This window comes from Flavobacterium potami (genome assembly GCF_020026915.1).
Lineage (GTDB): Bacteria > Bacteroidota > Bacteroidia > Flavobacteriales > Flavobacteriaceae > Flavobacterium > Flavobacterium potami.
The window spans coordinates 263,776-286,526 of record NZ_JAINUY010000007.1 but is presented as its reverse complement, the minus strand read 5'-3'; the positions used below and the strand labels follow the sequence as shown (position 1 = coordinate 286,526).

Sequence of the window (22,751 nt, the reverse complement as noted above, 5' to 3'; positions counted from 1 at the left end):
CATTTGATGATGCGTTAAGATTTCTATAATGAAATTAAAAAACTTTAATTATAAACAATAAATTGCCTATTTTGCGCATTATCTAATGATAAAAATAGCCCCAATATCTAATCATTAATTCTTGTAAAAAAAGCCGCGGACAATTGAAACATTTTGCCATATTGTTCGTCTAATTAATTTTACAAGCTGCAAAAATAGCGTATTTTAAAATATGGCGAAAGTAAAATATTATTACGACTCAGAAAATCTGGCTTATACGAAAATAAAAACCAGAAAAAGAATAAAAATTGGTTACGCTTTACTGTTTTTAGTAGCTTCGGCATTGTTTGGTTTTTTAGTTTTTGTTCTTTTAATAAACACTCCATATTTTGAAACACCAAAAGATCGTTTGCAAGCTCGTGAAATTGAAAATTTAAAAATTCAATACGCTATTTTGAATAAAAAACTGGACGAAATTGATGAAGTTGCAGACGCCTTAGAAGAACGAGATAATAATATTTACAGGATTTATTTTAACAAAACCGAAATTCCGGATTCTATCAGGAAAGCTGGTTTTAGAAACCCAGAAAAATACAAAGCATTAGAAGGTTACAATAATTCGCAATTGGTTCTAAACACAACAAAAAGAGTCGACAAACTCTCAAAAGAACTGGCTATTCAATCTAAATCGTTGGATGAAATATTGAAATTAGCTGGAGCTAAAGAAAATTTATTATTGGCAATTCCTGCCATTCAGCCAGTACAGAATGAAAATTTAAAACGAGTTGCGTCTGGTTTTGGTTATCGAATTGATCCTTTCACGAAAGTGAGAAAAATGCACAACGGAATGGATTTCTCCGCCAATACAGGAGCTCCAATTTACGCAACAGGAGATGGCGTGGTAGAAAGAGCCGACAATACAGCATCTGGGTATGGAAATCATATTGTGATCAGGCATGGTTTTGGATATGAAAGTTTGTATGCCCATTTGAGCAAATACAATTGCAAACCCGGACAACATGTCAAACGTGGTGACGTAATTGGCTATGTGGGAAGCACAGGAAGATCTGAAGGACCTCACTGTCACTATGAAGTTCATAAAGATGGAAAAGTGGTAAACCCTTTGAATTTTTATTATGGAAATATTTCCGCAGCAGAATATGTAGCAATTTCACATATGGCTAATCAAGAAAACCAATCATTAGATTAATATTCCGAAAAAATAGTATTTTTGAATTAAAATAGAAAAAAACAAAACATGCATATTGAACTTTCTAAAGACAAAAGATATTACAGCATTGGCGAAGTTGCCAAGGCTTTTAATGTCAATGCTTCTTTGATACGATTTTGGGACAGCGAATTTGATATTCTAAAACCTAAAAAAAATGCCAAGGGAAACAGAATGTTCACGCCCGAAGATGTTACGAACCTGCAATTAATCTATCACTTGGTTAAAGAAAGAGGTTTTACACTTGAAGGTGCCAAAATACACTTAAAAGAAGGTCAGAAGAAAACGTTAGATAAATTCGAAATAATACGTAAATTAGAGTCGATAAAAACGCAATTGAACGACATCAAAAACGAATTGTAATTAAAACTAGAAATAAACTTAAATCAAAACAAATATGAAAAAGTGGTTAATCCCTGTAGGAATTATTGTGGCACTTATTGCTATTATCGCATTTTGGTCGATTGGAATTAAAAATACTGCTTTACAACACAGTCAAGCTGTAAATAAAGAATGGGGAAATGTTCAAACGGCTTACCAAAGACGTAATGATCTTATTGGGAATTTAGTAAACACTGTAAAAGGTGCTGCTGACTTTGAAAAAGGAACTTTAACAGCTGTAATCGAAGCTCGTGCAAAAGCTACTTCGGTAACAATTGATCCAAGTAATGTTACCCCAGAACAATTGGCAGCATTTAATCAAGCTCAAAGTGGTGTATCTTCATCATTATCAAGACTATTGGTTTCTGTTGAGCAATATCCAACTTTAAAAGCAAACGAGAATTTCTTAAAATTACAAGACGAATTAGCAAGTACAGAAAACCAGATCTTAACTGCTAGAACTCGTTTTAATGAAGCTGTACAAGTTTACAACGGATATGTTTTAAAAATTCCAAACAACTGGTTCTTGAGCGAATACAAAGAAAAACCATACTTTGAAGCTTCTACTGGAGCAGACAAACCTGTTGAAGTAAAATTCTAAAAGATTTCCAAGATTAAATCTAAAATCAAACTCTAAAATCATTTTCATGTCAAAAGTAGAAGATTTTTTAACCAAAGAAGAAGAGCAAGAAATTGTTGAAGCTATTCGTATGGCCGAAAATAATACTTCTGGCGAAATTAGAGTTCATATAGAAAAAACAACTTCTAAAGCTCATTATGATAGAGCTTTAGAAGTTTTTCATGATTTAAGAATGGATGAAACTAAATTGCAGAATGGTGTACTACTTTATTTTGCGGTTGAAGATAAAAACTTTGTTATCTGCGGAGATAAAGGAATTAATGATTTAGTTTCGGATGATTTTTGGGATTGCACCAAAGATGTTATGACGAATCATTTTAGATCCGGAAATTTCAAACAAGGAATTGTCGATGGTATTTTGAATGCCGGAGAACAATTAAAAAAATACTTCCCTTCTACAGAAGACGATATCAATGAACTATCAAACGAAATCTCAAAAGGATAAATAATGAAAAATTCCAAAAATAAAATCCCAAATTCCAATAGAATTTTTCAGTTTACTCTTTTGCTTTTCACATTTTTGATTTGCAATACTATTTTTGCGCAATTTGAGATTCCGAAGAAACCCAGTTTCCAAACTTCGGTTTACGATTATGCAAACGTTTTAAGTTCTACAGAAAAAGCTCAGTTAGAAGAAAAATTGATTCGTTATTCTGATTCTACAACCACTCAGATCGTAGTTATCACTATCGAAAGCCTTAAAGGTGAAGATGTAAGTCAGTTAGCCACAAAATGGGCACAAACTTGGGGAATCGGTGGTACAAAACAAGATGATAATGGTGTTATTATTTTATTAGCTAAAAACGAAAGAAAGATTGCCATAAATCCAGGTTATGGTCTAGAAGATCGTTTAACAGCTGGAATTGGAGGAACTATAATTAGAAATATTATTATTCCAGAATTTAAAGCCGGAAGTTTTTATAACGGATTGGACAAGGGAACTGATGCCATTATTGATGTTTTTAAGGGAAAATTTAAAGGAGAACGAAAGAAACAGCAAAAAGATTTTCCGATATTACCATTTATCGTAATTGTTGTCATTATTCTAATTCTACTTTCTAGAAATAAAAAAGGTGGTGGCGGAAACTCTGGAAACAGCGGCGGCGGACCAAGTCTTTTAGATGTTATTATTCTTAGTAATCTTGGAAGAAGCGGTGGCGGCGGATTTGGCGGTTTCGGCGGTGGATCATCTGGAGGTGGTTTCGGCGGAGGCGGCGGTTTCGGCGGCGGATTTGGAGGTGGAGGTTTCTCTGGAGGAGGCTCTAGTGGAAGCTGGTAAACATGACTTTGTTTTAAGTTTTCTTTGTTTCAAGTTTGAAGTTTTAGGTTTCAAGATTAAAATATCATACATTTACATTTTACAATTTATATAGATGTTATCACATAAAGCAAAATATGCCCTTAAGGCCTTACTTTATTTAGCAGAACAAGACGAAAATCACATTTCTAGAACTATAGAAATTGCTGATGGCGCGAACATTCCTAAAAAGTTTTTAGAACAGATTCTTTTAGATCTAAAACGAGGTCGTTTTGTGAGTAGTAAGCAGGGAAAATTTGGTGGTTATTATCTGATAAAATCCAAAAACGACATCACTTTGGCAGAAATTCACCGATTATTTGACGGTGCAATTGCACTTTTGCCATGTGCTTCTTTAAATTTTTATGAGCCTTGTTCCGATTGTAAAACCGAGTCTGAATGTAGTCTACGTCACGGTTTAATGCTAATTAGAGACAAAACTTTGAAGGCTATGGAAGGCATCACAATCGCTTCATTGGTGAAGAAATAAAAAAATATTTCCTAAAGTCTAGTAAATCGATAGAATTAATTATATATTTGCCAAAAATAATTAACTAATCATTTACTAAATTTTAACTCATGAAAGTACATTCTAGTCAATCAGGTGTAACAAATCTTTTGCAAAATCAAAGTAATAAATTCACAACTGTGAAAACCGCTTCATTTATGATGTGTATGTGTTGGTAAAAAAAATTTAATTTTAAATTCTACTAATCACATATACTTAATATAAAAATGAAAACATCAATAAAAAACATATTTACAATACTTGCCGTTTTAACATTCTCAATCTCATTCGCACAAAACATTGAAGGAGTTGTGGTAACGGATCAAAATATTCCTTTAGAGGCGGCCAATGTTGTTATTAAGGGAACAACTTTTAGCACGATAACTGATTCTGAAGGACGGTTCAGTATCGATTCAAGAGGAAAATTGCCTGTAACATTATTAATTCAATATACTGGCTACAAAACAAACGAATTGGATATTACCGCAATTCCTGCTTCTCCTCTTCAAATCACTTTAAGAGAAGAAAATCAATTGGTTGAAGTGGTAGTATCTTCAAGAAGAAGAATCGAAAAAGTACAAGATGTACCCATTGCTGTTTCTGTTATTACCGGAAAACAAGCAGAACAAGCAGGAGCCTTTAACGTAAATAGAATAAAAGAATTAGTTCCTTCTGTTCAATTGTATTCTTCAAACCCAAGAAATACCGGAATCAACATTAGAAGTTTAGGTTCGCCATTCGGACTTACAAATGATGGAATTGATCCTGGAGTTGGTTTCTACGTTGACGGTGTTTACTACGCTCGTCCAGCAGCCACAACTTTAGATTTCATTGATGTAGAACAAATTGAAGTTTTACGTGGCCCTCAAGGTTCTTTATTTGGAAAAAACACTACTTCAGGAGCTTTCAACATTACAACTCGTAAACCAAGTTTTACTTCTGCAGCTGATTTTGAAGTGAGTTATGGAAATTATAATTTCTTGCAGGCTAAAGCTTCTCTTACTGGTGCTTTAGGAAAAAAAGTGGCAGGAAGAATCTCTTTTTCAGGAACACAAAGAGATGGTTTAATTGATAATGTGGCTACCGGAAGACCAACAAATACTTTAAACAATCAAGGAATTAGAGGACAATTACTTTGGACTCCAACAGAAAATACAAATATTATTTTAGCTGCAGATATCACTACACAGCGCCCTGACGGATATGCACAAGTAGTTGCTGGGGTTGCGCCAACACAAAGAGCGGCTTACCGTCAGTTTGATGCTATTATTGCTGATTTAAATTATCAATTACCAAGTTTAAATGCTTTTGACCGTAAAATTGACCATGATACACCTTGGCGTTCTAATCAGGACATGGGAGGTATTTCTCTTAACATTGACACCAAAATTGGAGGAGGAACATTAACCTCAACAACAGCTTGGCGTTTTTGGAACTGGGATCCGTCAAATGATAGAGATTTTACAGGATTACAGGTTTTAGCTAAATCTCAAAACCCAACAAGACAAACTCAAATAACACAAGAAGTTCGTTATGCTGGACAATTAACATCAAAAATTAGTGGTGTTGCTGGAGTATTCTTTATCGATCAAACATCGCAAACTGACGGTACTGAAGAATCTGGAAATGCGCAATGGAGATTTGCTCAAAGTTCAACAAGTCCACTTTGGAAAACTCCAGGTCTTTTTGAAGGATACGGAATCAAAACAGATGCCAACATTAGAGCTTCAAGTGCAGCCGTTTTTGGACAATTAGACTGGGCAATTACAGAACGTTTACACGTTTTACCAGGTTTGAGATATAACTTTGACAAAAAAGATGCACATTATTCTCGTACTACTTATGGTGGTCTTCAAACAACAGATCCAGCTCTATTAGCCTTGAAAAAATCGGTTTATTCTGATCAGGCATTTGATTCTGATACTGACAATACAGATTTTTCAGGAAACATTACACTTACTTATAAAGCAACCGACAAAATCAATGTTTATGGTACTTATGCTAAAAGTTACAAACCAGTTGGTGTAAACGTAGCAGGACTTCCAACAAACGCTGCAGGACAGCCATTAACTGAGCTTGCAGTGGTTAAACCGGAGAAAGTAAACCATTTTGAAGTTGGCGTAAAAACCTCTCCGTTTAAAAACTCTATTTTCAACTTAACGTTCTTTAATACCGAAATCAAAGATTTTCAAACTAACGTTCAGGCAGCTGAATTAGGTGTAAATCGCGGATACCTTGCAAATGCCGATAAAGTACGTGTGAGAGGTGCAGAATTGGATGCGAGTTTTGTTATCAGCTCACACTTAACAATTAATGGTGCAGCAACTTACACAGACGGTAAATATGTAAAATTTACAAATGCACCACTTCCACTAGAAGAAACTGGAGCTCCGGTTGCTTTTAAAGATGTATCTGGAAAAGATTTACCAGGAGCTTCAAGATGGGCAGGTTCTCTTGGTGGTGAACTTTCAGACAAAGCAAGATTCTTTGGTAATGCCGGAAAAATTTTCTTCGGTGCTGACGGTTATGCTCGTTCTGAATTTTCTTCAAGCCCTTCGGCTTCAAAATATTTAGTAGTTCAGGGTTATGCAATCTTTAATGCTCGTTTAGGTTTCCGTGCTTCGCAAGGTTTATCGGTACAGTTTTGGGGAAGAAACCTTTTAAATAAAGATTACTACGAGCAATTATTGCCTGCAGGTGGTAACACAGGTCAATATGCCGGAGTCATTGGTGATCAAAGAACTTACGGTGTTACTCTTAAGTATTCATTGTAAGCGGTTAGTTAGTTTAGTTTTAAAAAGGAGATGTATATTAAAATGCATCTCCTTTTTAATTTTCATTCAAATCACAAAAAAAAATTGAAAACATATTTTTAAATAAACAGAAACAAGATGATTTGTATAAATTCGCAGCCTGAATTTATCGCAATTGAAAAAATCTTTTAGATTACTTTTTATTATAGCTTTTGTTTCCCAGTTTATTACAGGACAAAATCAAAAAAACATCGATCAGCAAACCCTAACCTGGATTCGATATTACAATATTTTCCCCTTATCTGAAAAATGGGCGATTCATTCTGAATTCGACAATCGGAGTTTTGTAAATCCCGTTCACGAAAATCTTTTTGTCATTCGATCTCAAGCCCGTTATCGCGCCAATAAAATCATGGAACTTGGAGCTGGTTTTGCATATTTTAATGTGAATACTCAAAACCCATACAACGATCCCGATTATTCAGTTCCGGAATATCGAGCCCAGCAAGATCTCACTTTTATTAATGATATTGCAAAAATCACTTTCCATAATCGTTTTCAGATTGAAGAACGTTTTATTCAAAAAGCGGATAAAACCGGACTTCTAAATGATTTTTCTTTTGCTTTCCGATTTCGATATCGCCTGCAATCTATGTTTACCATTTGGCAAAAGGACAAAAGAAGCATAAAAGGAACTATTTCTGATGAAATTTTATTCAATCAAGGAAAAGACAACCGCAATAACACTTTCGACCAAAATCGTATTTATTTTGCTTTACGTTATCATTTCAATCCAAATATTGGAGTAGAATTAGGTTATTTGAAGAATTTCCAAAGACGTTCCAGCGGAGTAGATTTTTACGATCGTGATATCATCAGACTTACAGTTTATCATAAGATTGATAGAAAATTTTAGATTTTAGATTTTAGATTTTAGATTTTAGATTTCTACTAAAAAACGGCAAATCAAAATTTGATTTGCCGCTTTTTAACTTTGTCCCTTTGTCCCTTTGTAACTTTGTTACTTTGTTACTTTGTAACTTAAAAACTAAGATCCCCTTTCTTTTCTTCCCTTTTTACTATCGGTAAAGTTTCCAATTTTATATGCTAGCGAAAACATTACATAACGTTTTAAAACTGTATTTTCCTCGTCACGAATCGATGTTGCGGTAATCGTTCTTGTAGCACTTTGATTCTGGTTTAAAACATCGTAGACCTTCACCTTTGCATATAATTTTTTATCTAAGAAACCATATGACAAACTTGTATTCCAAAGGAAAAAATCTTTTTTAAATCCATCCGAAATATTTGAGTTATAAGTATATCCGAAATCATTTCCAAAAACTAAGTTCGCTGGCCAATATGATGTTGTCTGCACATTGAATCTGTGCACCACATTTGAAGTTTGGCCTAGCAGATAATTTTCATATTTAGACTCACTGTATGATAAATTATACGATGGAGCAATTGTCAACACTTCTCCATAATCATAAGACATATATACTTTTGGAGTAACTCCTACAGATTTAGAATTATACAAAATATCATTAGTATAACCTTTATCAAAAGAATAGTTTCCGCTAATACCTAGACCGTATCGAAGAGTGTGCGCGTCAAATTTAACAGACTGATTCCAGTTTGCTCCTAAAGAAAGATTATAAACCCCTGAAATATTTGTATAGGTAGTAAACTTTTGTCCGCTAGTATCAAAACTAGAAATAGAAACAATATCATTATTATAATAATCTCCTTTCAAATTAAAACTATATCCAGAACGAGATCTAAAATCGTAATTTCTAAATTGGAAATTAACACTATTTTTTTCAACTGGTTTCAGATCAGGATTTCCAACAATAGTATTTAAAGGATTATTAAAATTTACAATCGGCATTAATTGATTAGCTGAAGGCAATGCATTTGAATAATCATATTTGAATGATAAATTTTTTGAACGATTAAATTTATATCGCAATAAAGCAGTTGCAAACGGAAGTGCATACTTTTTACTTAAATCTGTTGCAGCATTTTGATAAAATGAATAATTATCAAACCTTACAATTGAAGTTCTACTGTCTAGATTTATGGTAAATTTATTTTTTTGCAGAGTAACTCCGACTTTTGGTGTAACTGAATTTTGAATTGTGCTAGTGTAATTACTAAACTTTGAATCATAATCTGTATATTCTTGAGTAGTTTCATTGAAGTTATACGTTTTCTGATCGTTACTGTTGCTTTTCCAATCTAAATCAGCACCAATTCTCACTCTTAGCGAATCGGTTATAGGTTCTGTATATTCGATATCTACCGAATATGCATCACTTATAGCTCTCTTTTTTGTATTTTGATTTCTTGAATCATCAGGTCTATCTCCTACATAATAAACTGTTTCAGAAATATTTAAGGCATTAGAATCGCTATCTGTATTATTGTTTGTCAATACAAAACTTAAATTACGAGCTTTTCTATCAAAAGCTTTATTGAAATTTATCGTGTTAGCGAAATTCGTATTGGTTCCTTCAGAAAATGAACTTCCCTCACTTTTATTCAGCGCATTTCCATTTTCATCTTCTGTAAAACTCGAAGATGATGAAGTACCATTAGTTTGTGACTGACTTACTTTTGGTGCTACAACAATTCGTGTTTTAGGATCTAATCTGTACTCTAACTCAAAGTTTGCATTATTGCCTGTATTTTCATTTCGAGATTTAGACTCACTTTGTGTTATATTGTTTCCTGTAGGCTGAAACACAACCTCATTAGATTTACTGTCGTTATTATTAACTGTATTCGAAAAATTATAGCTTCCCATTGCCAATAACTTTTTTGTCCAGTCATCAGAATAATTTAGACCAACTAAGTTCGATTGAGTAATTCCTTTACCGCCTCCGCCAGAATTAGAACTTCCTCCTCTTCCGCTGCTATTTCTTCCCCCGCCCATATTATCAAAAACATCATCCATAGAAAAACCAGTTGAATTGATATTATTAGAAGAAGCAAGCAAACTTATTTTTTGCTGATTATTAAAATAATTTAAATTGATATTTGCTTCATAACGATCATCTGTACCATAACCACCCATGACTTTACCAAAATATCCTTTGTTTTTCTTTTCATCAATTGTAATATTGATACTAGAGAAATCTGAAGTAGATTCTTGTTTTGAAAGCTCTTCTTTTTTTGTTTTAAAATCTGAAACCTGAATCTTTTTTATAATATCAGCCGGAAGATTTTTGATTGCAATAGCTCCATCTTTATCAAAAAATGTTTTTCCGTTTACCAACACCTGATTGACTTCTCTTCCGTTTACGGTAATTTTTCCATCATTGTCGACATCAAAACCAGGAAGTTGTTTTAATAATGTTTCGACATTAGAATCTGGACGCACTTTATAAGAAGCTGCATTAAACTCTAACGTATCTTTTTTAATCGTTATTGGTGCTGCTTCTGTTTTAATAACGACGTCGTTTAATGCATTTACATTTTCTATTAAGTAGATTTTCCCAAAGTCTTTACTTTCTGTAAGCCCCTTGTATTCTTCATAATAGGTTTGATAGCCCATGTAATTCACTTTTAAGAATACAGGTTTATCGTATTTTTTAATATTCATTCTAAAAGCACCGTTTTTATCTGTAGTAGCATACTCAATTACAGTAGAATCTTTTACTGTGGTAAAATAAACTGTAGCAAGTTCTAATGGTAATTGTGTATTTACATCGAGCACTGTTCCTTTAACGGTAATATCATTCTGTGCATTTGCAACAGAAAAAAAAAGGAAAAAAAGCAATAAGTAAGAAATTAATTTGGTCATAAAATTAGGTTAGTTAGATCAATAAGACTTAAAGAAATGCAAAAGGTTTAATTGTGTTTTTCACATTTATTCAAATATAATGCCAATAAAAAATCAATCCCATAATTTCATAAACACCACACATAAAAAAGTCCCCGTAAATAGGGGACTTTTTTTTATTTTTCTCTAATATAAATATCAATCGGAACTCCTGCAAAATCCCAATTTTCTCTAATTTTATTTTCTAGATACCTTTTGTAAGGTTCTTTTACATATTGAGGCATATTAGCAAAAAACACAAACTGCGGCGTTGCAGTTGGCAATTGCATACAATATTTAATCTTTACATATTTCCCTTTTGTCGCTGGTGGCGGATAAGCCTCGATTACTTTCAACATATATTCGTTGAATTTTGAAGTAGCAATTCTTTGTTTTCTGTTTTCGAAGACCTGAACAGTAGCTTCTAATGCTTTTAACAAACGTTGTTTTGTCAAAGCAGAAACAAATAAAATTGGCACATCTGTAAAAGGCATCAATTCTTTTTTGATTTTCTCCTCGTAATCGCGTGTAGACATAGTATCTTTTTCTACCAAGTCCCATTTGTTTACTAAAATCACAACACCTTTACGGTTTTTCTCAGCCAACCAGAAAATACTCTGATCCTGTCCTTCAAATCCGCGAGTTCCATCGATAACTAATATACAGATATCTGCGTGTTCGATTGCACGAACAGAACGCATTACAGAATAAAACTCTAAATCTTCTTTTACTTTTGCTTTACGACGAATTCCTGCGGTATCTACCAAATTAAATTCGAAACCAAAACGGTCAAATTTAGTATCAATGGCATCACGCGTTGTTCCCGCAATATCGGTTACCATAAAACGATCCTGTCCAATTAATGCATTGATAAAACTTGATTTTCCAGCATTAGGACGACCAACTACAGCAAAACGAGGCAAAACAACTTCTGGCGTAACTGGCTCTGGTTTTACTGGAAAAGCTTCAATCAAAGCATCCAATAAATCTCCAGTTCCACTTCCAGAAATACTTGCGAAAGTAAAATAATCCCCTAAACCAAGATTGTAAAACTCTACAGCATCTTTCTCACGCATTGCATTATCAACCTTATTTACCGCCAATAAAACTGGTTTTGTTACTTTACGAAGCAATTTTGCAACGGTTTCATCCATTGGTGTAATCCCTTCTTCAACATCAACCACAAAAATAATAACATCGGCTTCATCAATAGCAAGTTCAACCTGTTTACGGATTTCACCTTCGAAAACGTCATCAGACCCTCGAACGTATCCACCTGTATCAATGACAGAAAACTCTTTTCCGTTCCACTCGCTTTTACCATAGTTTCTATCACGGGTAACCCCAGATACTGAATCTACAATAGCTTCTCTTCTTTGTATCAGCCTATTAAACAGGGTCGATTTCCCCACGTTAGGTCTTCCTACTATCGCAACAATGTTATTATTCATTTTTTTTAATTTTAGATTTTAGACTTAGCTTTTAGATTTTTAATTACTTAAAAACCTAATTGCTTGTAATCCAAAATGCTTTGTTTTAATTTTTTGCAAAGGTAGTTAAAAAAAGTTGCTGAGCTACTAAGTTTCTAAGTACCTAAGTTTTTATATTTTTTAGTCACAGTCACAGTTTTCAGACTGAGACTGTAAACTGCGACTGAAAACTCTTTTTATTGATTATATCCGAATCTCTTCAGCATATTTGCGTTGCTTCTCCAGTTTTTGTTCACTTTTACGTAAAGTTCAATGTGAATTTGTTTTCCGAAGAATTTCTCTAAATCGGCACGGGCATCGGTTCCTACTTTTTTCAAAGCTGCACCTTTATGTCCGATGATGATTCCTTTTTGCGTATCGCGTTCCACCATAATTACCGAACGAATTCTGATGATATTTTCATCTTCGTGGAATTCTTCTGTTACGATTTCTACCGCATACGGAATTTCTTTACTGTAATTCAATAAGATTTTTTCACGAATGGTTTCGTTTACAAAGAAACGCTCTGGTTTGTCTGTTAGTTGATCTTTTGGATAATAAGCTGGAGATTCTGGCAATAATTCGATAATTCTTCCGAAAACTTCTGGTACGTTAAAGTTCTGTAAAGCCGAAATTGGGAAAATCTCTGCATTTGGCACTTTTTCTTTCCAGAAAGAAACTTGCTGCTCCAATTGCTCTTGGTTTGAATTATCAATTTTATTTAAAAGCAATAAAACCGGAATCTTAGCATGAATGATTTTCTTAAAAAAATCTTCGTCTTTAAGATCCTGCTCGCCTATTTCGACCATATAAACTAAAATATCAGCATCTTCAAAAGCCGATTTTACGAAGTTCATCATCGATTCCTGCATTTCATACGCTGGCTTGATGATTCCAGGAGTATCAGACAAGACCAATTGAAAATCTTCGCCGTTTACGATTCCTAAAATTCTATGACGTGTAGTTTGTGCTTTTGATGTAATGATCGACAATCGCTCTCCAACGAAAGCGTTCATCAATGTTGATTTTCCAACATTTGGATTCCCGATGATGTTTACAAAACCTGCTTTATGTGACATTTGCATAATATTTAATTTGCAAAGGTAGTCATATCAACTGAATACGAAAAATAAAAGATTTTTTTAAATTTTCATTGGAATTCTCAAAAATCGGCGTATCTTTGCACCCGAACATCGCGGGATAGAGCAGTAGGCAGCTCGTCGGGCTCATAACCCGAAGGTCACAGGTTCGAGTCCTGTTCCCGCTACTAAGACAAAAGCTTCAGAGAAATCTGGAGCTTTCTTTGTTTTTACCTTTCTGATTCTCTTTTGCGGGCATAGATTGCAAATTTGTGTTAACGGGTATAAATCCTTTAAAATCTATAAAATGTTAGGTGGAATAATAAAATACCAACACATCTGATACATTAAATAAATCATCCTCATTTTTCCTTTTTAAATTTTAAAACCTGTCTTTTTTCAAGTACAACTAATGAATCACTTGTTAGTTTTAAAATTTTCCATTGAAAATTAGACGTATCATCATCATTAAAAAAATCAATTACGTTACCTTTTACTTCATACTCAAAAACCAATTGCTTATCATTAGGATAAAAGTTCATTTTCATTTCCTTACGACTAATATTCACATTAAGAACTAAGCCATTTTCCTTTGCAACCCAGTTACCACAAACAGAATTTATATAAGCCTCACCATCCGTTATTAAAATATTTTTTTTTGAGTAAGCAAAAACCGTAATAAAAACGACATAAATCAGGAGAACAATTAACTTTTGAAAGAAGCCTTTACTTTTTAAGAACCACGTAAGGCTAAAACTTAAAAGTATGCTTATAATACTTGAAAAAAGACTTGCTATAGTTGAAGAAGATTGGAGAACATATTCTTTAAAAAAGAAAAATGTCAATACAAATATAAACACTACAAATCCAATCGTTGTATAAAATTCTTTATTTAATTTTTGTTTCATTATTTTTTATTTTGTTCTTTATTTTCTTCCTTTTCAAAATTTCGACCACTTTGACCTCCCCGTTAAAGGGTAAATTTTGAGCTTTTCCCGTCATAATTTACTACTATGATATTATCCTGTAAATTAAAAAACATTTACTTGCCACTCAAGTTGTTTTATAAAAATCTTCAAAAAATAGCTAGCTATTTCGATACTTCCCACTATTAAACAAAAAAACTCCAGATTTCTTTGAAGCTTTTTTTATTCAATAAGCCTTCATCGACATTCTATTTTGCCTGCTTTATTTAACATAAAAAGTCTTATTTTTCAAAAGTGTTTTCAATTTAGAAATTAAATACTAAATTAGCTAACTATCATCCTCGCCTTTAATCATTTGCATATATAAATCCTTTAGAAAAACCAAAACCTAATCTTATTAAGTTTAATGCTGGCAGCCAACCAAAATAATGACCGGTTAATTACCTTTATAGATACCGAAATAGAATCGGTAAAAGGCAAAATCCTTGATATAGGTGCAATTAAAGAAAACGGCAATCATTTTCATGATGCTTCTTTAGGATATTTTACAGAGTTCCTAAAAGGCAGCGAATATATCTGTGGTCATAATATTTTAAATCACGATATTAAATATATAGGCCAAACCATTCATGATGCAGGCGTTAACCCCGAGAATATCATTGACACATTACACCTATCTCCATTATTATTCCCAACAAAACCTTACCATTCGCTAGTAAAAGATGACAAACTCCAGACGGAAGAACTAAACAATCCTTTAAACGATTCAATTAAAGCACAAGATTTATTCAATAGTGAAGTTGCTACTTTTTGGCAAACTGACGAAACTCTAAAAGAAATTTTCTATCTGCTCTTACATCGTACAAAAGAGTTTGGAGCCTTTTTTCGGTTTATCAATTATCAAAATAAAAGCTCAAATGTAGAATCCGAGATCAGATTAAAGTTTCAAGGCGAAATTTGCGAACAATCAGAATTAACCAAACTAATAGCTGAAAACCCGATTGAATTGGCGTATTGCATTTCTTTGATACATTCATTTATTCTCCATAAAAAGATTCATTCAATAACCCCTCCTTGGGTGCTAAAAAATTATCCCGAAGTTGAGCGTATCATGCTGTTATTACGAAGCAAACCTTGTTTGACTGGTTGTAATTATTGCAATATTGCCCTAGACATTCATAAAGGTTTAAAAAAATTCTTTGGTTTTGACTCGTACCGAACATATGGTGGCGAACCGCTCCAAGAGAAAGCTGTCAAAGCAGCTGTTAACAATAAGTCGGTGCTAGCTGTTTTTCCAACTGGAGGCGGAAAATCAATTACATTTCAGGTTCCGGCACTTATGAGTGCAGAAAACTCTAAAGGATTACCGATTATAATTTCTCCTCTTCAATCGTTAATGAAGGATCAGGTTGATAACCTTGAAAGGAACGGAATAACCGAAGCAGTCACAATCAACGGATTATTAGACCCAATTGAAAGAGCCAAATCTATCGAAAGGATTGAGGATGGCTCCGCTTCCATCCTTTACATTTCGCCCGAATCATTACGTTCAAAAACTATCGAAAAACTCATTTTAGGCAGAAAAACAGCTCGCTTTGTTATTGATGAAGCGCATTGCTTTTCATCATGGGGACAAGACTTCAGGGTCGACTATCTGTATATTGGCGATTTCATAAAATTAATTCAAGAAAAGAAAAATCTTGAAGACGACATACCAGTATCTTGTTTTACGGCAACAGCCAAACAAAAAGTAATTGAAGATATTCGGGATTACTTCCGCGAGAAACTATCGCTGGAGCTTGAGATATTCACTTCAAAAGCATCCAGAACTAACCTTCAATACAAAGTTTTTAAAAAGCAAAATGAAGATGAAAAATATCTAGCTGTCAGGGATTTAATTGAAGAGAAAAACTGTCCCACAATTATCTATGTATCAAGAACTCTGAAAGCTTTTAAACTTGCCGAACAATTGATAAAGGACGGCTTTAATGCGAGACCCTATCATGGCAAAATGGATAAAAAGGAAAAAACTGAAAACCAGAATGCCTTTTTAAATGGTGAAACACAAATTATGGTCGCTACTTCTGCATTTGGCATGGGTGTAGACAAGAAAGATGTGGGCTTGGTGGTTCATTTTGAAATATCAGATTCACTTGAAAACTATGTTCAAGAAGCAGGACGCGCAGGAAGAGACGAAAATATTTCAGCTGATTGTTTTGTATTGTTTAACGAGGAGGACCTCAGCAAGCACTTCATCTTACTTAATCAGACTAAATTATCCATAAAAGAAATACAACAGGTATGGAAAGCAATAAAGGAAATTACAAGATTCCGATCGAGAGTTTCCAATTCTGCATTAGAAATTGCCAGAAAAGCGGGTTGGGACGATAGTGTAGCAGAAATAGAAACACGTGTAACCACAGCAATAGCAGCCTTAGAAGATGCGGGATATTTAAAACGTGGGCAGAATATGCCAAGAATTTTTGCCAACAGTATTTTATCTAAAAATGCTCAGGAAGCTATTGAAAAAATAAACTCTTCTACAAAATTTGAAGAAAAGCAAAAAGAAGAAGGTGTACGTATTATAAAAAAACTCTTTTCCAGTAAAAGCAGAAAAGAGACCAACAACGAAACTCCAGAATCAAGAGTAGACTATATTAGTGATCATTTAGGCATTGCAAGAGAAGAAGTCATTCGTGTTATAAGCTTGATGCGAGAAGAAAATATTTTGGCTGACGCCAAAGATTTAACTGCATTTATAAAGAGCTCCGACAATAAAAACCGCTCTCTTGCCATTGTAGATTCATACAGCAAAATTGAAAACTTTTTACTGTCGGTATTAAAAGAAGAAGAAAGTGTTTTTCATTTAAAAGAGTTAAACGAGTTTGCTGAAAAAGATGGACTCGAAGGTGTAAACACCAATAAACTAAAAACGATAATTAACTTTTGGTCTATTAAAAACTGGATTAAAAGAAAAAACTTAGATCATTTTAAGAACCATATTGCTGTACTCTGTCTTCAAAGCAAAAAACAATTAGCAGATAAGCTTGAAATACGTCATGAGCTTGCCGCATTTATTGTTGACTATTTTTATAACAAAATGATCACAGCGCAGACAAAGGCAGAGACAGTGAAAGATGAAATCTTGGTCGAGTTTTCTGTACACGAACTCAAATATGCTTATGAAAATAGTCTCAAATTTTTCAAAAAAGAGATCACTTTCTACGACATTGAAGACACCTTATTCTATCTTTCTCGAATCGAAGCAATAAAGATTGAAGGCGGTTTTCTTATTGTTTATAATGCTTTAACCATCGAACGAACTGAACAAGATAATAAAAAACGATACACTAAAGACGATTATCAAAAGCTTAACCAGTTTTACGAAAGCAAAATCCAGCAAATCCATATTGTAGGCGAATATGCCGAAAGAATGATTGACGATTACAAAAACGCTCTTCAGTTTGTAGAAGATTATTTTCAGCTCAATTATAGTTCCTTCTTAAACAAATATTTTAAAGGCAGCGACAGACAAAACGAAATTAGAAGAAATATTACACCTGGAAAATTCCGACAACTATTTGGAGAACTTTCTCCGGCCCAATTAAAAATCATAAAAGACAACGAAACACAACACATAGTTGTTGCTGCCGGCCCTGGAAGTGGCAAAACAAAGGTTTTAGTACATAAATTGGCTTCGTTATTATTAATGGAAGATGTTAAGCACGAACAATTATTGATGCTAACATTTTCTAGAGCTGCGGTTATAGAATTCAAAAAGCGTTTATTACAACTGATTGGCAATGCCGCAAACTTTATTGAAATTAAAACATTCCATTCTTATTGTTTTGATCTTTTGGGAAAAGTTGGCTCTTTAGAAAAATCGACAGATATTTTAAACTTGACGGTTGAAAGAATCAAAAATGGAGATGTTGAAGCGAATAAAATTACTAAGACCGTGTTGGTGATTGATGAAGCACAGGATATGAATGCAGATGAGTTTGCACTCGTAAATGCATTAATGCAACAGAATGAAGAAATGAGAGTTATTGCCGTAGGAGATGACGACCAAAATATTTATGAATTCAGAGGAGCTAGTTCTAAATATCTAGAACAGTTTATTTTTGAAAACAAAGCTATAAAATACGAATTAGTAGAAAATTATCGCAGTAAAAGTAATCTCGTCACATTTTCTAACCAATTTGTCAAGCAAATACGACATCGCCTAAAAGAAACACCCATTATTGCTAACCAAACCGATAATGGAAAAATCAAAGTTGTCAATTATCAAAACTGTAATCTTATTACTCCTCTCGTAAAAAATATTGTAAATGCAGACCTTTCTGGAACTACTTGCATAATTACAAAAACTAACGAAGAGGCTGTAAAAGTTACGGGATTGCTTTTGAAAAATGGCATAAAAGCAAAATTAATACAATCTAATGATGGCTTTAATTTATGCAATCTTGTAGAAGTTCGCTTCTTTTTGAATAAAGTAGATTGCGGAATTGATATTTACACAATTAGTGATGAAGTCTGGAATAACGCAAAAAAAGAACTCAATAATACTTTTTGTAGTAGTAATAAATTGGAAATCTGTCTCAACATCATTGAAGATTTTGAAGCTACCAATCCTACCAGAAAGTACAAATCTGATTTGGAAGTTTTAATTCGAGAATCTAAACTCGAGGATTTTTATAGTGAAAATGGAGAAACTATTTTTGTATCAACGATTCATAAAGCAAAAGGAAAAGAATTTGACAATGTATTTCTTCTCCTTGAGAAGTTTAACATTGATACCGATGAAACCAAACGTCAATTATATGTAGCAATGACCAGAGCAAAAAGCAATTTAAACATTCATCTAAATGCAGACTATCTCAATCATTTGACCGCTGAAAATCTCGAACAAATAACTGATATAGAAATACATTCTGTACCTGATAAAATTGCGATCCATGCCACTTTCAAAGATATTTGGTTAGATTATTTCATTAACAGACAGTCTTTAATCTCTCAACTTGTATGTGGAGATACGCTATATCTTGAGGGAAATGAATGCTTAAATTCTAATGGACAATCTGTCTTGAAATTCTCAAAGCAATTCATTGAAAAAATTGAGATAATGAAATCAAAAAACTATCAACTCAGAAGTGTAAATGTGAATTTCATATTGCATTGGTTTAAGGAAGAAACTTCACAGGATATTAAAATAATTTTACCGGAGCTCTATTTTGAAATTATTGAATCAAAAGCTACTGTTTTTCTGGGTTGATTTTTCAAGCTAGAATAAAGAAACCGAAACTTATTTATTGTTATTACGGAAACTTTTTGGTGTCATTCCTGTCGATTTTTTGAAAGCATTGTGAAAGGTAGTTTTTGAGGTAAATCCAGATTCTAAGCCCATTGCTAATAAGCTATAGTTTTCATAATCTGAATCGAGAATCATTTTTTTCACCGCTTCCACTCGATAATTATTGATGTAATTCGCAAAGTTATCTTCGGTAATCGCATTAACAAGCTGCGAAACATATCCTGCACTTATTCCTAATTGTTCAGCCACTTTTTCTCTATTTAGACTGCTGTCTCTGTAAATTTCATGTTCCTCACAAAGCTCCTGCAGTCTTTTAAAATAAGGGTTTTCTTTTGTAAAGAGATCCAAAGCACTTGCATCATTGCTTTTTTTTAGAATTATCTCTTCAACAGACACAAGGTTATCTGAAGGAATTTCTTGGTACAGCAACGCTTCTATTCCTTTCTTATTGTCTGCCAATCGGTATCTGAACACACCATAATAGGCGGTGCAATGAATTAAAAATGTGGCAAAAAGAGCAAGAATTCTCATAACGTATGAAACATCATAATGAAAAAACAGCGAGATTAAAATGGCCGAAATCCAAGACAGCATTAATGCATAAACCAGAAACCATAAAAAAGTGATCCATTTTTTTTCTTGATTATCCTTTGAAAATTTAATAAAACCGAAAGTATAAACAGCCATAAAAGGCATAAAGAGCAGAATAATAAAAAAATCAAAATTCCCTAGAGTTTCTATAAAGTTTTTAAGAGCAACAGGAATTGTAAAAAAATGGGCAACAGCATCACAATCATAAAAAATATTCGAAAAAGCAGAATATAAAAACGGTACATAAAGCCATCGAATCTTTTTCGAATTTCTGATGGGATGATTCACCTGATGTATGACAAACATAAAGATGAAAACCGGGAAGATAAATGCCCATTCTACATCATCCAGAAAGCGCAGAAAAGGCATACTGCTGTAAATGTCGATTATCTCAAAAACGAGATTCGCAATAAGAATAGAAAGTGCAAATATTGCATAAGCCAAATATTTATTGGCATTGCTCTTAAACAGTGGTGATTTTAAGATAATTGCTCCAAGAACTAATCCTTGAAAAATGGCTGTGTTAAAGAAAATGGTAAAGATCAATCTATATCGTCGTTGTTTAGATATACTGTCACATAGCGCTACCAGTACAAAATTGTTTTTAGTCTATTTCCTATATTTTTGTTTGACGAAACTATACTTAATTCATTTTATTTACTGTTAAAGGAAATACAATTAAAACCAAATAAAAAGACAATTAATACGAACTCATTTATAAAAACTCATATGCGAATTCTTTAACTTTTATCTTGTTTTTCCTCACTTTAGCGATCATAAATACTTTAACATTTTAGTTAATCATTTCTTAATCCGTTAAGGAAATCACTTGCATTACTATAAATTCGTCCACTCAATTCGTATGAAATTAGCCATGATTTAAAAATGACTTCATTCGAATTACATTCCAAAAACAAAACTTAAAAAACAACTTAATACCAAAAACGTGATTTACACCACACTTTTAAATATTGCGGTTTTTCAGGGAATAGTTTTAGCCTTTATTATCATAAAGTCTTCCATATTCAATAGTACTTCAAATAAATATCTTGCCTACTTACTATTTGCTCTTTCTATTATTTTATTAAATTATGTTTTTGAACTTGAAGGAGTTTTTATATCCTATCCTTTATTACGTTTTATAGACTATATTGATTGGATATTTCTACTACCTGTTTTCACATTTCTATTTATTATAAATCGTATTGACGATGAAGTAAAAAACAGACAAAAAACCTATTTGTGTTATATTCCGTTTGCCTATGCCTCTATTCTTAACGTTACAGTTTATTTTGATAAAATAGCGGGATTTTATAAAATTCCGGAGTCTGGCATGTACCTACTCGATATCCTCAGGATTATTCATATTGCATTGGCCTTTATCACCATTCTATTTCCACCTTTTTACTCTTATTTTATGATAAGGCATCTAAAAGATCCTAAAGAGAAAAAATGGATCATCGCCTTGTTGACTATGCTATATTTGGTACTACTTGTCTGGCTGATTACTTATATGGCTGGTTGGTTTTTTCACTCAGATATTTCTTTTACCATGAGCGGAGTGGCTTTAGCGGCAACTTTTATAATTCATTGGACTGCTTATGTTGGTATTTACAAATACAAGCTTGCTAAAAACAAAGATGCTGTCTATAATTTTCTAAATAACGATTTGGCCATTTCATATACCAATATGCCAATTGCAGAAGAAAGCAAAACAGAAGAATACAAAGAATTCATCACCGTAGACAATCTTTATTTTCAAAAACTAGAATCGCTTTGCAAAAACGAACACATTTACACTGACAGTACATTAAGCCGAGAAAAAGTTGCCGAAAAACTGGGTATAAGTGCAGGATATCTTTCGCAAATTATAAACACGGTAACAGGAGACAACTTTGCTCATTACATCAACCAATATCGTGTTGAAGCTGTTAAGGAAATGATTTCGAATTTGGAATACGACAACTATAATTTACTAGCAATGGGATTAGAATCTGGGTTTACTTCTAAAACAACTTTTTATAAAGCCTTTAAAAAAGTTACAGGTCAGACTCCAAATGAGTATAAAAAGCAACAATAATAAGTACCGATTTATTCATTTAAGTACCGATTTGTCCATTTTTAAGCTTTTGAAACCTCTTTTATTTTTTCTTATATCAATTTTGGCTTCAAATAATTCAAATCAATTTTTATGAAAAAAATTTTATTGTTAGCTGTTTTTACAGTTTTAGGATTTGCGAATGTTAATGCCCAAGAAATTAAATTTGGAGCCAAAGCAGGTTTAAACTTTTCGACTGTCAACGGAGGCAACTCCGGCAGTATTGATTATGTAACATCACAACATATTGGTCTTGTATCGGAAATTCCAATTTCTGAAAAATTTTCTTTTCAACCCGAAATCATGTATTCTCGTCAAGGATATAGCTTCAACAATGATATAGTTGAAATGAATTACCTGAATATTCCTTTAATGGGAAAATATTATGTAGCAAAAGGATTGAGTCTTGAAGCTGGACCGCAGATAGGCTTTTTACTTTCTGCTAAAAATGAAGGAGTGAAAGTAACAAATTCATTTACCACCTTTGATTTTGGCGCTAATTTTGGCTTAGGCTATACACTTAAAAACGGACTTAATTTTGGCGCAAGATATAATCTAGGAATAACTAAGGCCGATACCGATATTAGAAATGGAACATTTCAAGTATCTGTTGGTTACTTCTTTATAAAGTAGTACTATCTAAAAAAAACACCACTCTATTA

General features: G+C 33.1%; 16 protein-coding genes and 1 tRNA gene. 12 read left to right on the top strand and 5 right to left on the bottom strand.

Annotated elements, in window-relative coordinates; all coding sequences use genetic code 11:
• The first annotated feature begins 211 nt into the window (after positions 1 to 211).
• The 8 genes from K6T82_RS20100 (at position 212) to K6T82_RS20065 (ending at position 7,702) form a co-directional block, all read left to right on the top strand.
• Positions 212 to 1,189, top strand: a complete 978-nt coding sequence (locus tag K6T82_RS20100) for a peptidoglycan DD-metalloendopeptidase family protein (RefSeq protein WP_223709947.1) — start codon at positions 212 to 214, stop codon at positions 1,187 to 1,189.
• Positions 1,190 to 1,237: 48 nt separating this feature from the next.
• Complete coding sequence (locus K6T82_RS20095) at positions 1,238 to 1,570, top strand: MerR family transcriptional regulator (RefSeq protein ID WP_026730479.1); 333 nt, start codon at positions 1,238 to 1,240, stop codon at positions 1,568 to 1,570.
• A gap of 34 nt (positions 1,571 to 1,604) precedes the next feature.
• On the top strand, positions 1,605 to 2,189 hold the full coding sequence (locus K6T82_RS20090) for a LemA family protein (protein WP_095928713.1): 585 nt from the start codon (positions 1,605 to 1,607) through the stop codon (positions 2,187 to 2,189).
• A 46-nt stretch (positions 2,190 to 2,235) separates the two neighbouring features.
• The gene (locus K6T82_RS20085) at positions 2,236 to 2,673 is read left to right on the top strand and encodes a TPM domain-containing protein (RefSeq protein WP_223709945.1); all 438 of its coding nucleotides are present in this window, start codon (positions 2,236 to 2,238) and stop codon (positions 2,671 to 2,673) included.
• 3 nt (positions 2,674 to 2,676) lie between these two features.
• The gene (locus K6T82_RS20080; RefSeq protein WP_223709943.1) at positions 2,677 to 3,507 is read left to right on the top strand and encodes a TPM domain-containing protein; all 831 of its coding nucleotides are present in this window, start codon (positions 2,677 to 2,679) and stop codon (positions 3,505 to 3,507) included.
• Between the two features lie 94 nt (positions 3,508 to 3,601).
• Positions 3,602 to 4,015, top strand: coding sequence for an RrF2 family transcriptional regulator (locus K6T82_RS20075; RefSeq protein ID WP_026730483.1), 414 nt, complete (start codon positions 3,602 to 3,604; stop codon positions 4,013 to 4,015).
• Between the two features lie 245 nt (positions 4,016 to 4,260).
• Complete coding sequence (locus K6T82_RS20070) at positions 4,261 to 6,807, top strand: TonB-dependent receptor (RefSeq protein ID WP_223709940.1); 2,547 nt, start codon at positions 4,261 to 4,263, stop codon at positions 6,805 to 6,807.
• Between the two features lie 154 nt (positions 6,808 to 6,961).
• The gene (locus tag K6T82_RS20065; protein WP_223709938.1) at positions 6,962 to 7,702 is read left to right on the top strand and encodes a DUF2490 domain-containing protein; all 741 of its coding nucleotides are present in this window, start codon (positions 6,962 to 6,964) and stop codon (positions 7,700 to 7,702) included.
• A 132-nt stretch (positions 7,703 to 7,834) separates the two neighbouring features.
• Here the strand turns inward: K6T82_RS20065 and K6T82_RS20060 are convergent, their stop codons facing one another.
• The 3 genes from K6T82_RS20060 to era form a co-directional block, all read right to left on the bottom strand.
• On the bottom strand, positions 7,835 to 10,594 hold the full coding sequence (locus tag K6T82_RS20060) for an outer membrane beta-barrel protein (protein WP_223709936.1): 2,760 nt from the start codon (positions 10,592 to 10,594) through the stop codon (positions 7,835 to 7,837).
• Between the two features lie 155 nt (positions 10,595 to 10,749).
• Positions 10,750 to 12,063 carry a ribosome biogenesis GTPase Der gene (gene der, locus K6T82_RS20055; protein ID WP_223709934.1) on the bottom strand — a complete coding sequence of 438 codons (1,314 nt, stop codon included), beginning with the start codon at positions 12,061 to 12,063 and terminating at the stop codon, positions 10,750 to 10,752.
• A 215-nt stretch (positions 12,064 to 12,278) separates the two neighbouring features.
• Positions 12,279 to 13,160: a GTPase Era gene (era, locus tag K6T82_RS20050; protein ID WP_223709932.1), complete on the bottom strand. Its 882-nt coding sequence runs from the start codon at positions 13,158 to 13,160 to the stop codon at positions 12,279 to 12,281.
• A 115-nt stretch (positions 13,161 to 13,275) separates the two neighbouring features.
• Between era and K6T82_RS20045 the strand changes: the two genes are divergently transcribed.
• Positions 13,276 to 13,348, top strand: a tRNA-Met gene (locus K6T82_RS20045).
• A gap of 174 nt (positions 13,349 to 13,522) precedes the next feature.
• On the opposite strand, the gene K6T82_RS20040 is transcribed toward K6T82_RS20045, so the two are convergent.
• Positions 13,523 to 14,068 carry a hypothetical protein gene (locus tag K6T82_RS20040; protein WP_223709930.1) on the bottom strand — a complete coding sequence of 182 codons (546 nt, stop codon included), beginning with the start codon at positions 14,066 to 14,068 and terminating at the stop codon, positions 13,523 to 13,525.
• Between the two features lie 424 nt (positions 14,069 to 14,492).
• Between K6T82_RS20040 and K6T82_RS20035 the strand changes: the two genes are divergently transcribed.
• The gene (locus K6T82_RS20035) at positions 14,493 to 19,361 is read left to right on the top strand and encodes a RecQ family ATP-dependent DNA helicase (RefSeq protein ID WP_223709929.1); all 4,869 of its coding nucleotides are present in this window, start codon (positions 14,493 to 14,495) and stop codon (positions 19,359 to 19,361) included.
• Between the two features lie 30 nt (positions 19,362 to 19,391).
• Here K6T82_RS20035 and K6T82_RS20030 read toward each other — a convergent pair whose 3' ends face one another.
• Positions 19,392 to 20,537 (bottom strand): helix-turn-helix domain-containing protein, encoded by a 1,146-nt coding sequence (locus K6T82_RS20030; protein ID WP_223709927.1) that lies wholly within the window; start codon positions 20,535 to 20,537, stop codon positions 19,392 to 19,394.
• Positions 20,538 to 20,937: 400 nt separating this feature from the next.
• On the opposite strand from K6T82_RS20030, the gene K6T82_RS24630 reads away from it, so the two are divergent.
• Together K6T82_RS24630 and K6T82_RS20020 are read left to right on the top strand one after the other, a co-directional pair.
• Complete coding sequence (locus tag K6T82_RS24630; protein WP_223709925.1) at positions 20,938 to 22,071, top strand: helix-turn-helix domain-containing protein; 1,134 nt, start codon at positions 20,938 to 20,940, stop codon at positions 22,069 to 22,071.
• Between the two features lie 111 nt (positions 22,072 to 22,182).
• Entirely contained in the window at positions 22,183 to 22,722 is a 540-nt protein-coding gene (locus K6T82_RS20020) for a porin family protein (protein ID WP_223709923.1), read from the top strand.
• The last annotated feature ends 29 nt before the right edge of the window (positions 22,723 to 22,751 follow it).

Excerpts from the sequence above, each read along its gene's own strand:
- K6T82_RS20100 (WP_223709947.1), top strand. The coding sequence starts at position 212 with ATGGCGAAAGTAAAATATTATTACGACTCAGAAAATCTGGCTTATACG.
- K6T82_RS20095 (WP_026730479.1), top strand. The coding sequence starts at position 1,238 with ATGCATATTGAACTTTCTAAAGACAAAAGATATTACAGCATTGGCGAA.
- K6T82_RS20090 (WP_095928713.1), top strand. The coding sequence starts at position 1,605 with ATGAAAAAGTGGTTAATCCCTGTAGGAATTATTGTGGCACTTATTGCT.
- K6T82_RS20085 (WP_223709945.1), top strand. The coding sequence starts at position 2,236 with ATGTCAAAAGTAGAAGATTTTTTAACCAAAGAAGAAGAGCAAGAAATT.
- K6T82_RS20080 (WP_223709943.1), top strand. The coding sequence starts at position 2,677 with ATGAAAAATTCCAAAAATAAAATCCCAAATTCCAATAGAATTTTTCAG.
- K6T82_RS20075 (WP_026730483.1), top strand. The coding sequence starts at position 3,602 with ATGTTATCACATAAAGCAAAATATGCCCTTAAGGCCTTACTTTATTTA.
- K6T82_RS20070 (WP_223709940.1), top strand. The coding sequence starts at position 4,261 with ATGAAAACATCAATAAAAAACATATTTACAATACTTGCCGTTTTAACA.
- K6T82_RS20060 (WP_223709936.1), bottom strand. The coding sequence starts at position 10,594 with ATGACCAAATTAATTTCTTACTTATTGCTTTTTTTCCTTTTTTTTTCT.
- der (WP_223709934.1), bottom strand. The coding sequence starts at position 12,063 with ATGAATAATAACATTGTTGCGATAGTAGGAAGACCTAACGTGGGGAAA.
- era (WP_223709932.1), bottom strand. The coding sequence starts at position 13,160 with ATGTCACATAAAGCAGGTTTTGTAAACATCATCGGGAATCCAAATGTT.
- K6T82_RS20040 (WP_223709930.1), bottom strand. The coding sequence starts at position 14,068 with ATGAAACAAAAATTAAATAAAGAATTTTATACAACGATTGGATTTGTA.
- K6T82_RS20035 (WP_223709929.1), top strand. The coding sequence starts at position 14,493 with ATGCTGGCAGCCAACCAAAATAATGACCGGTTAATTACCTTTATAGAT.
- K6T82_RS20020 (WP_223709923.1), top strand. The coding sequence starts at position 22,183 with ATGAAAAAAATTTTATTGTTAGCTGTTTTTACAGTTTTAGGATTTGCG.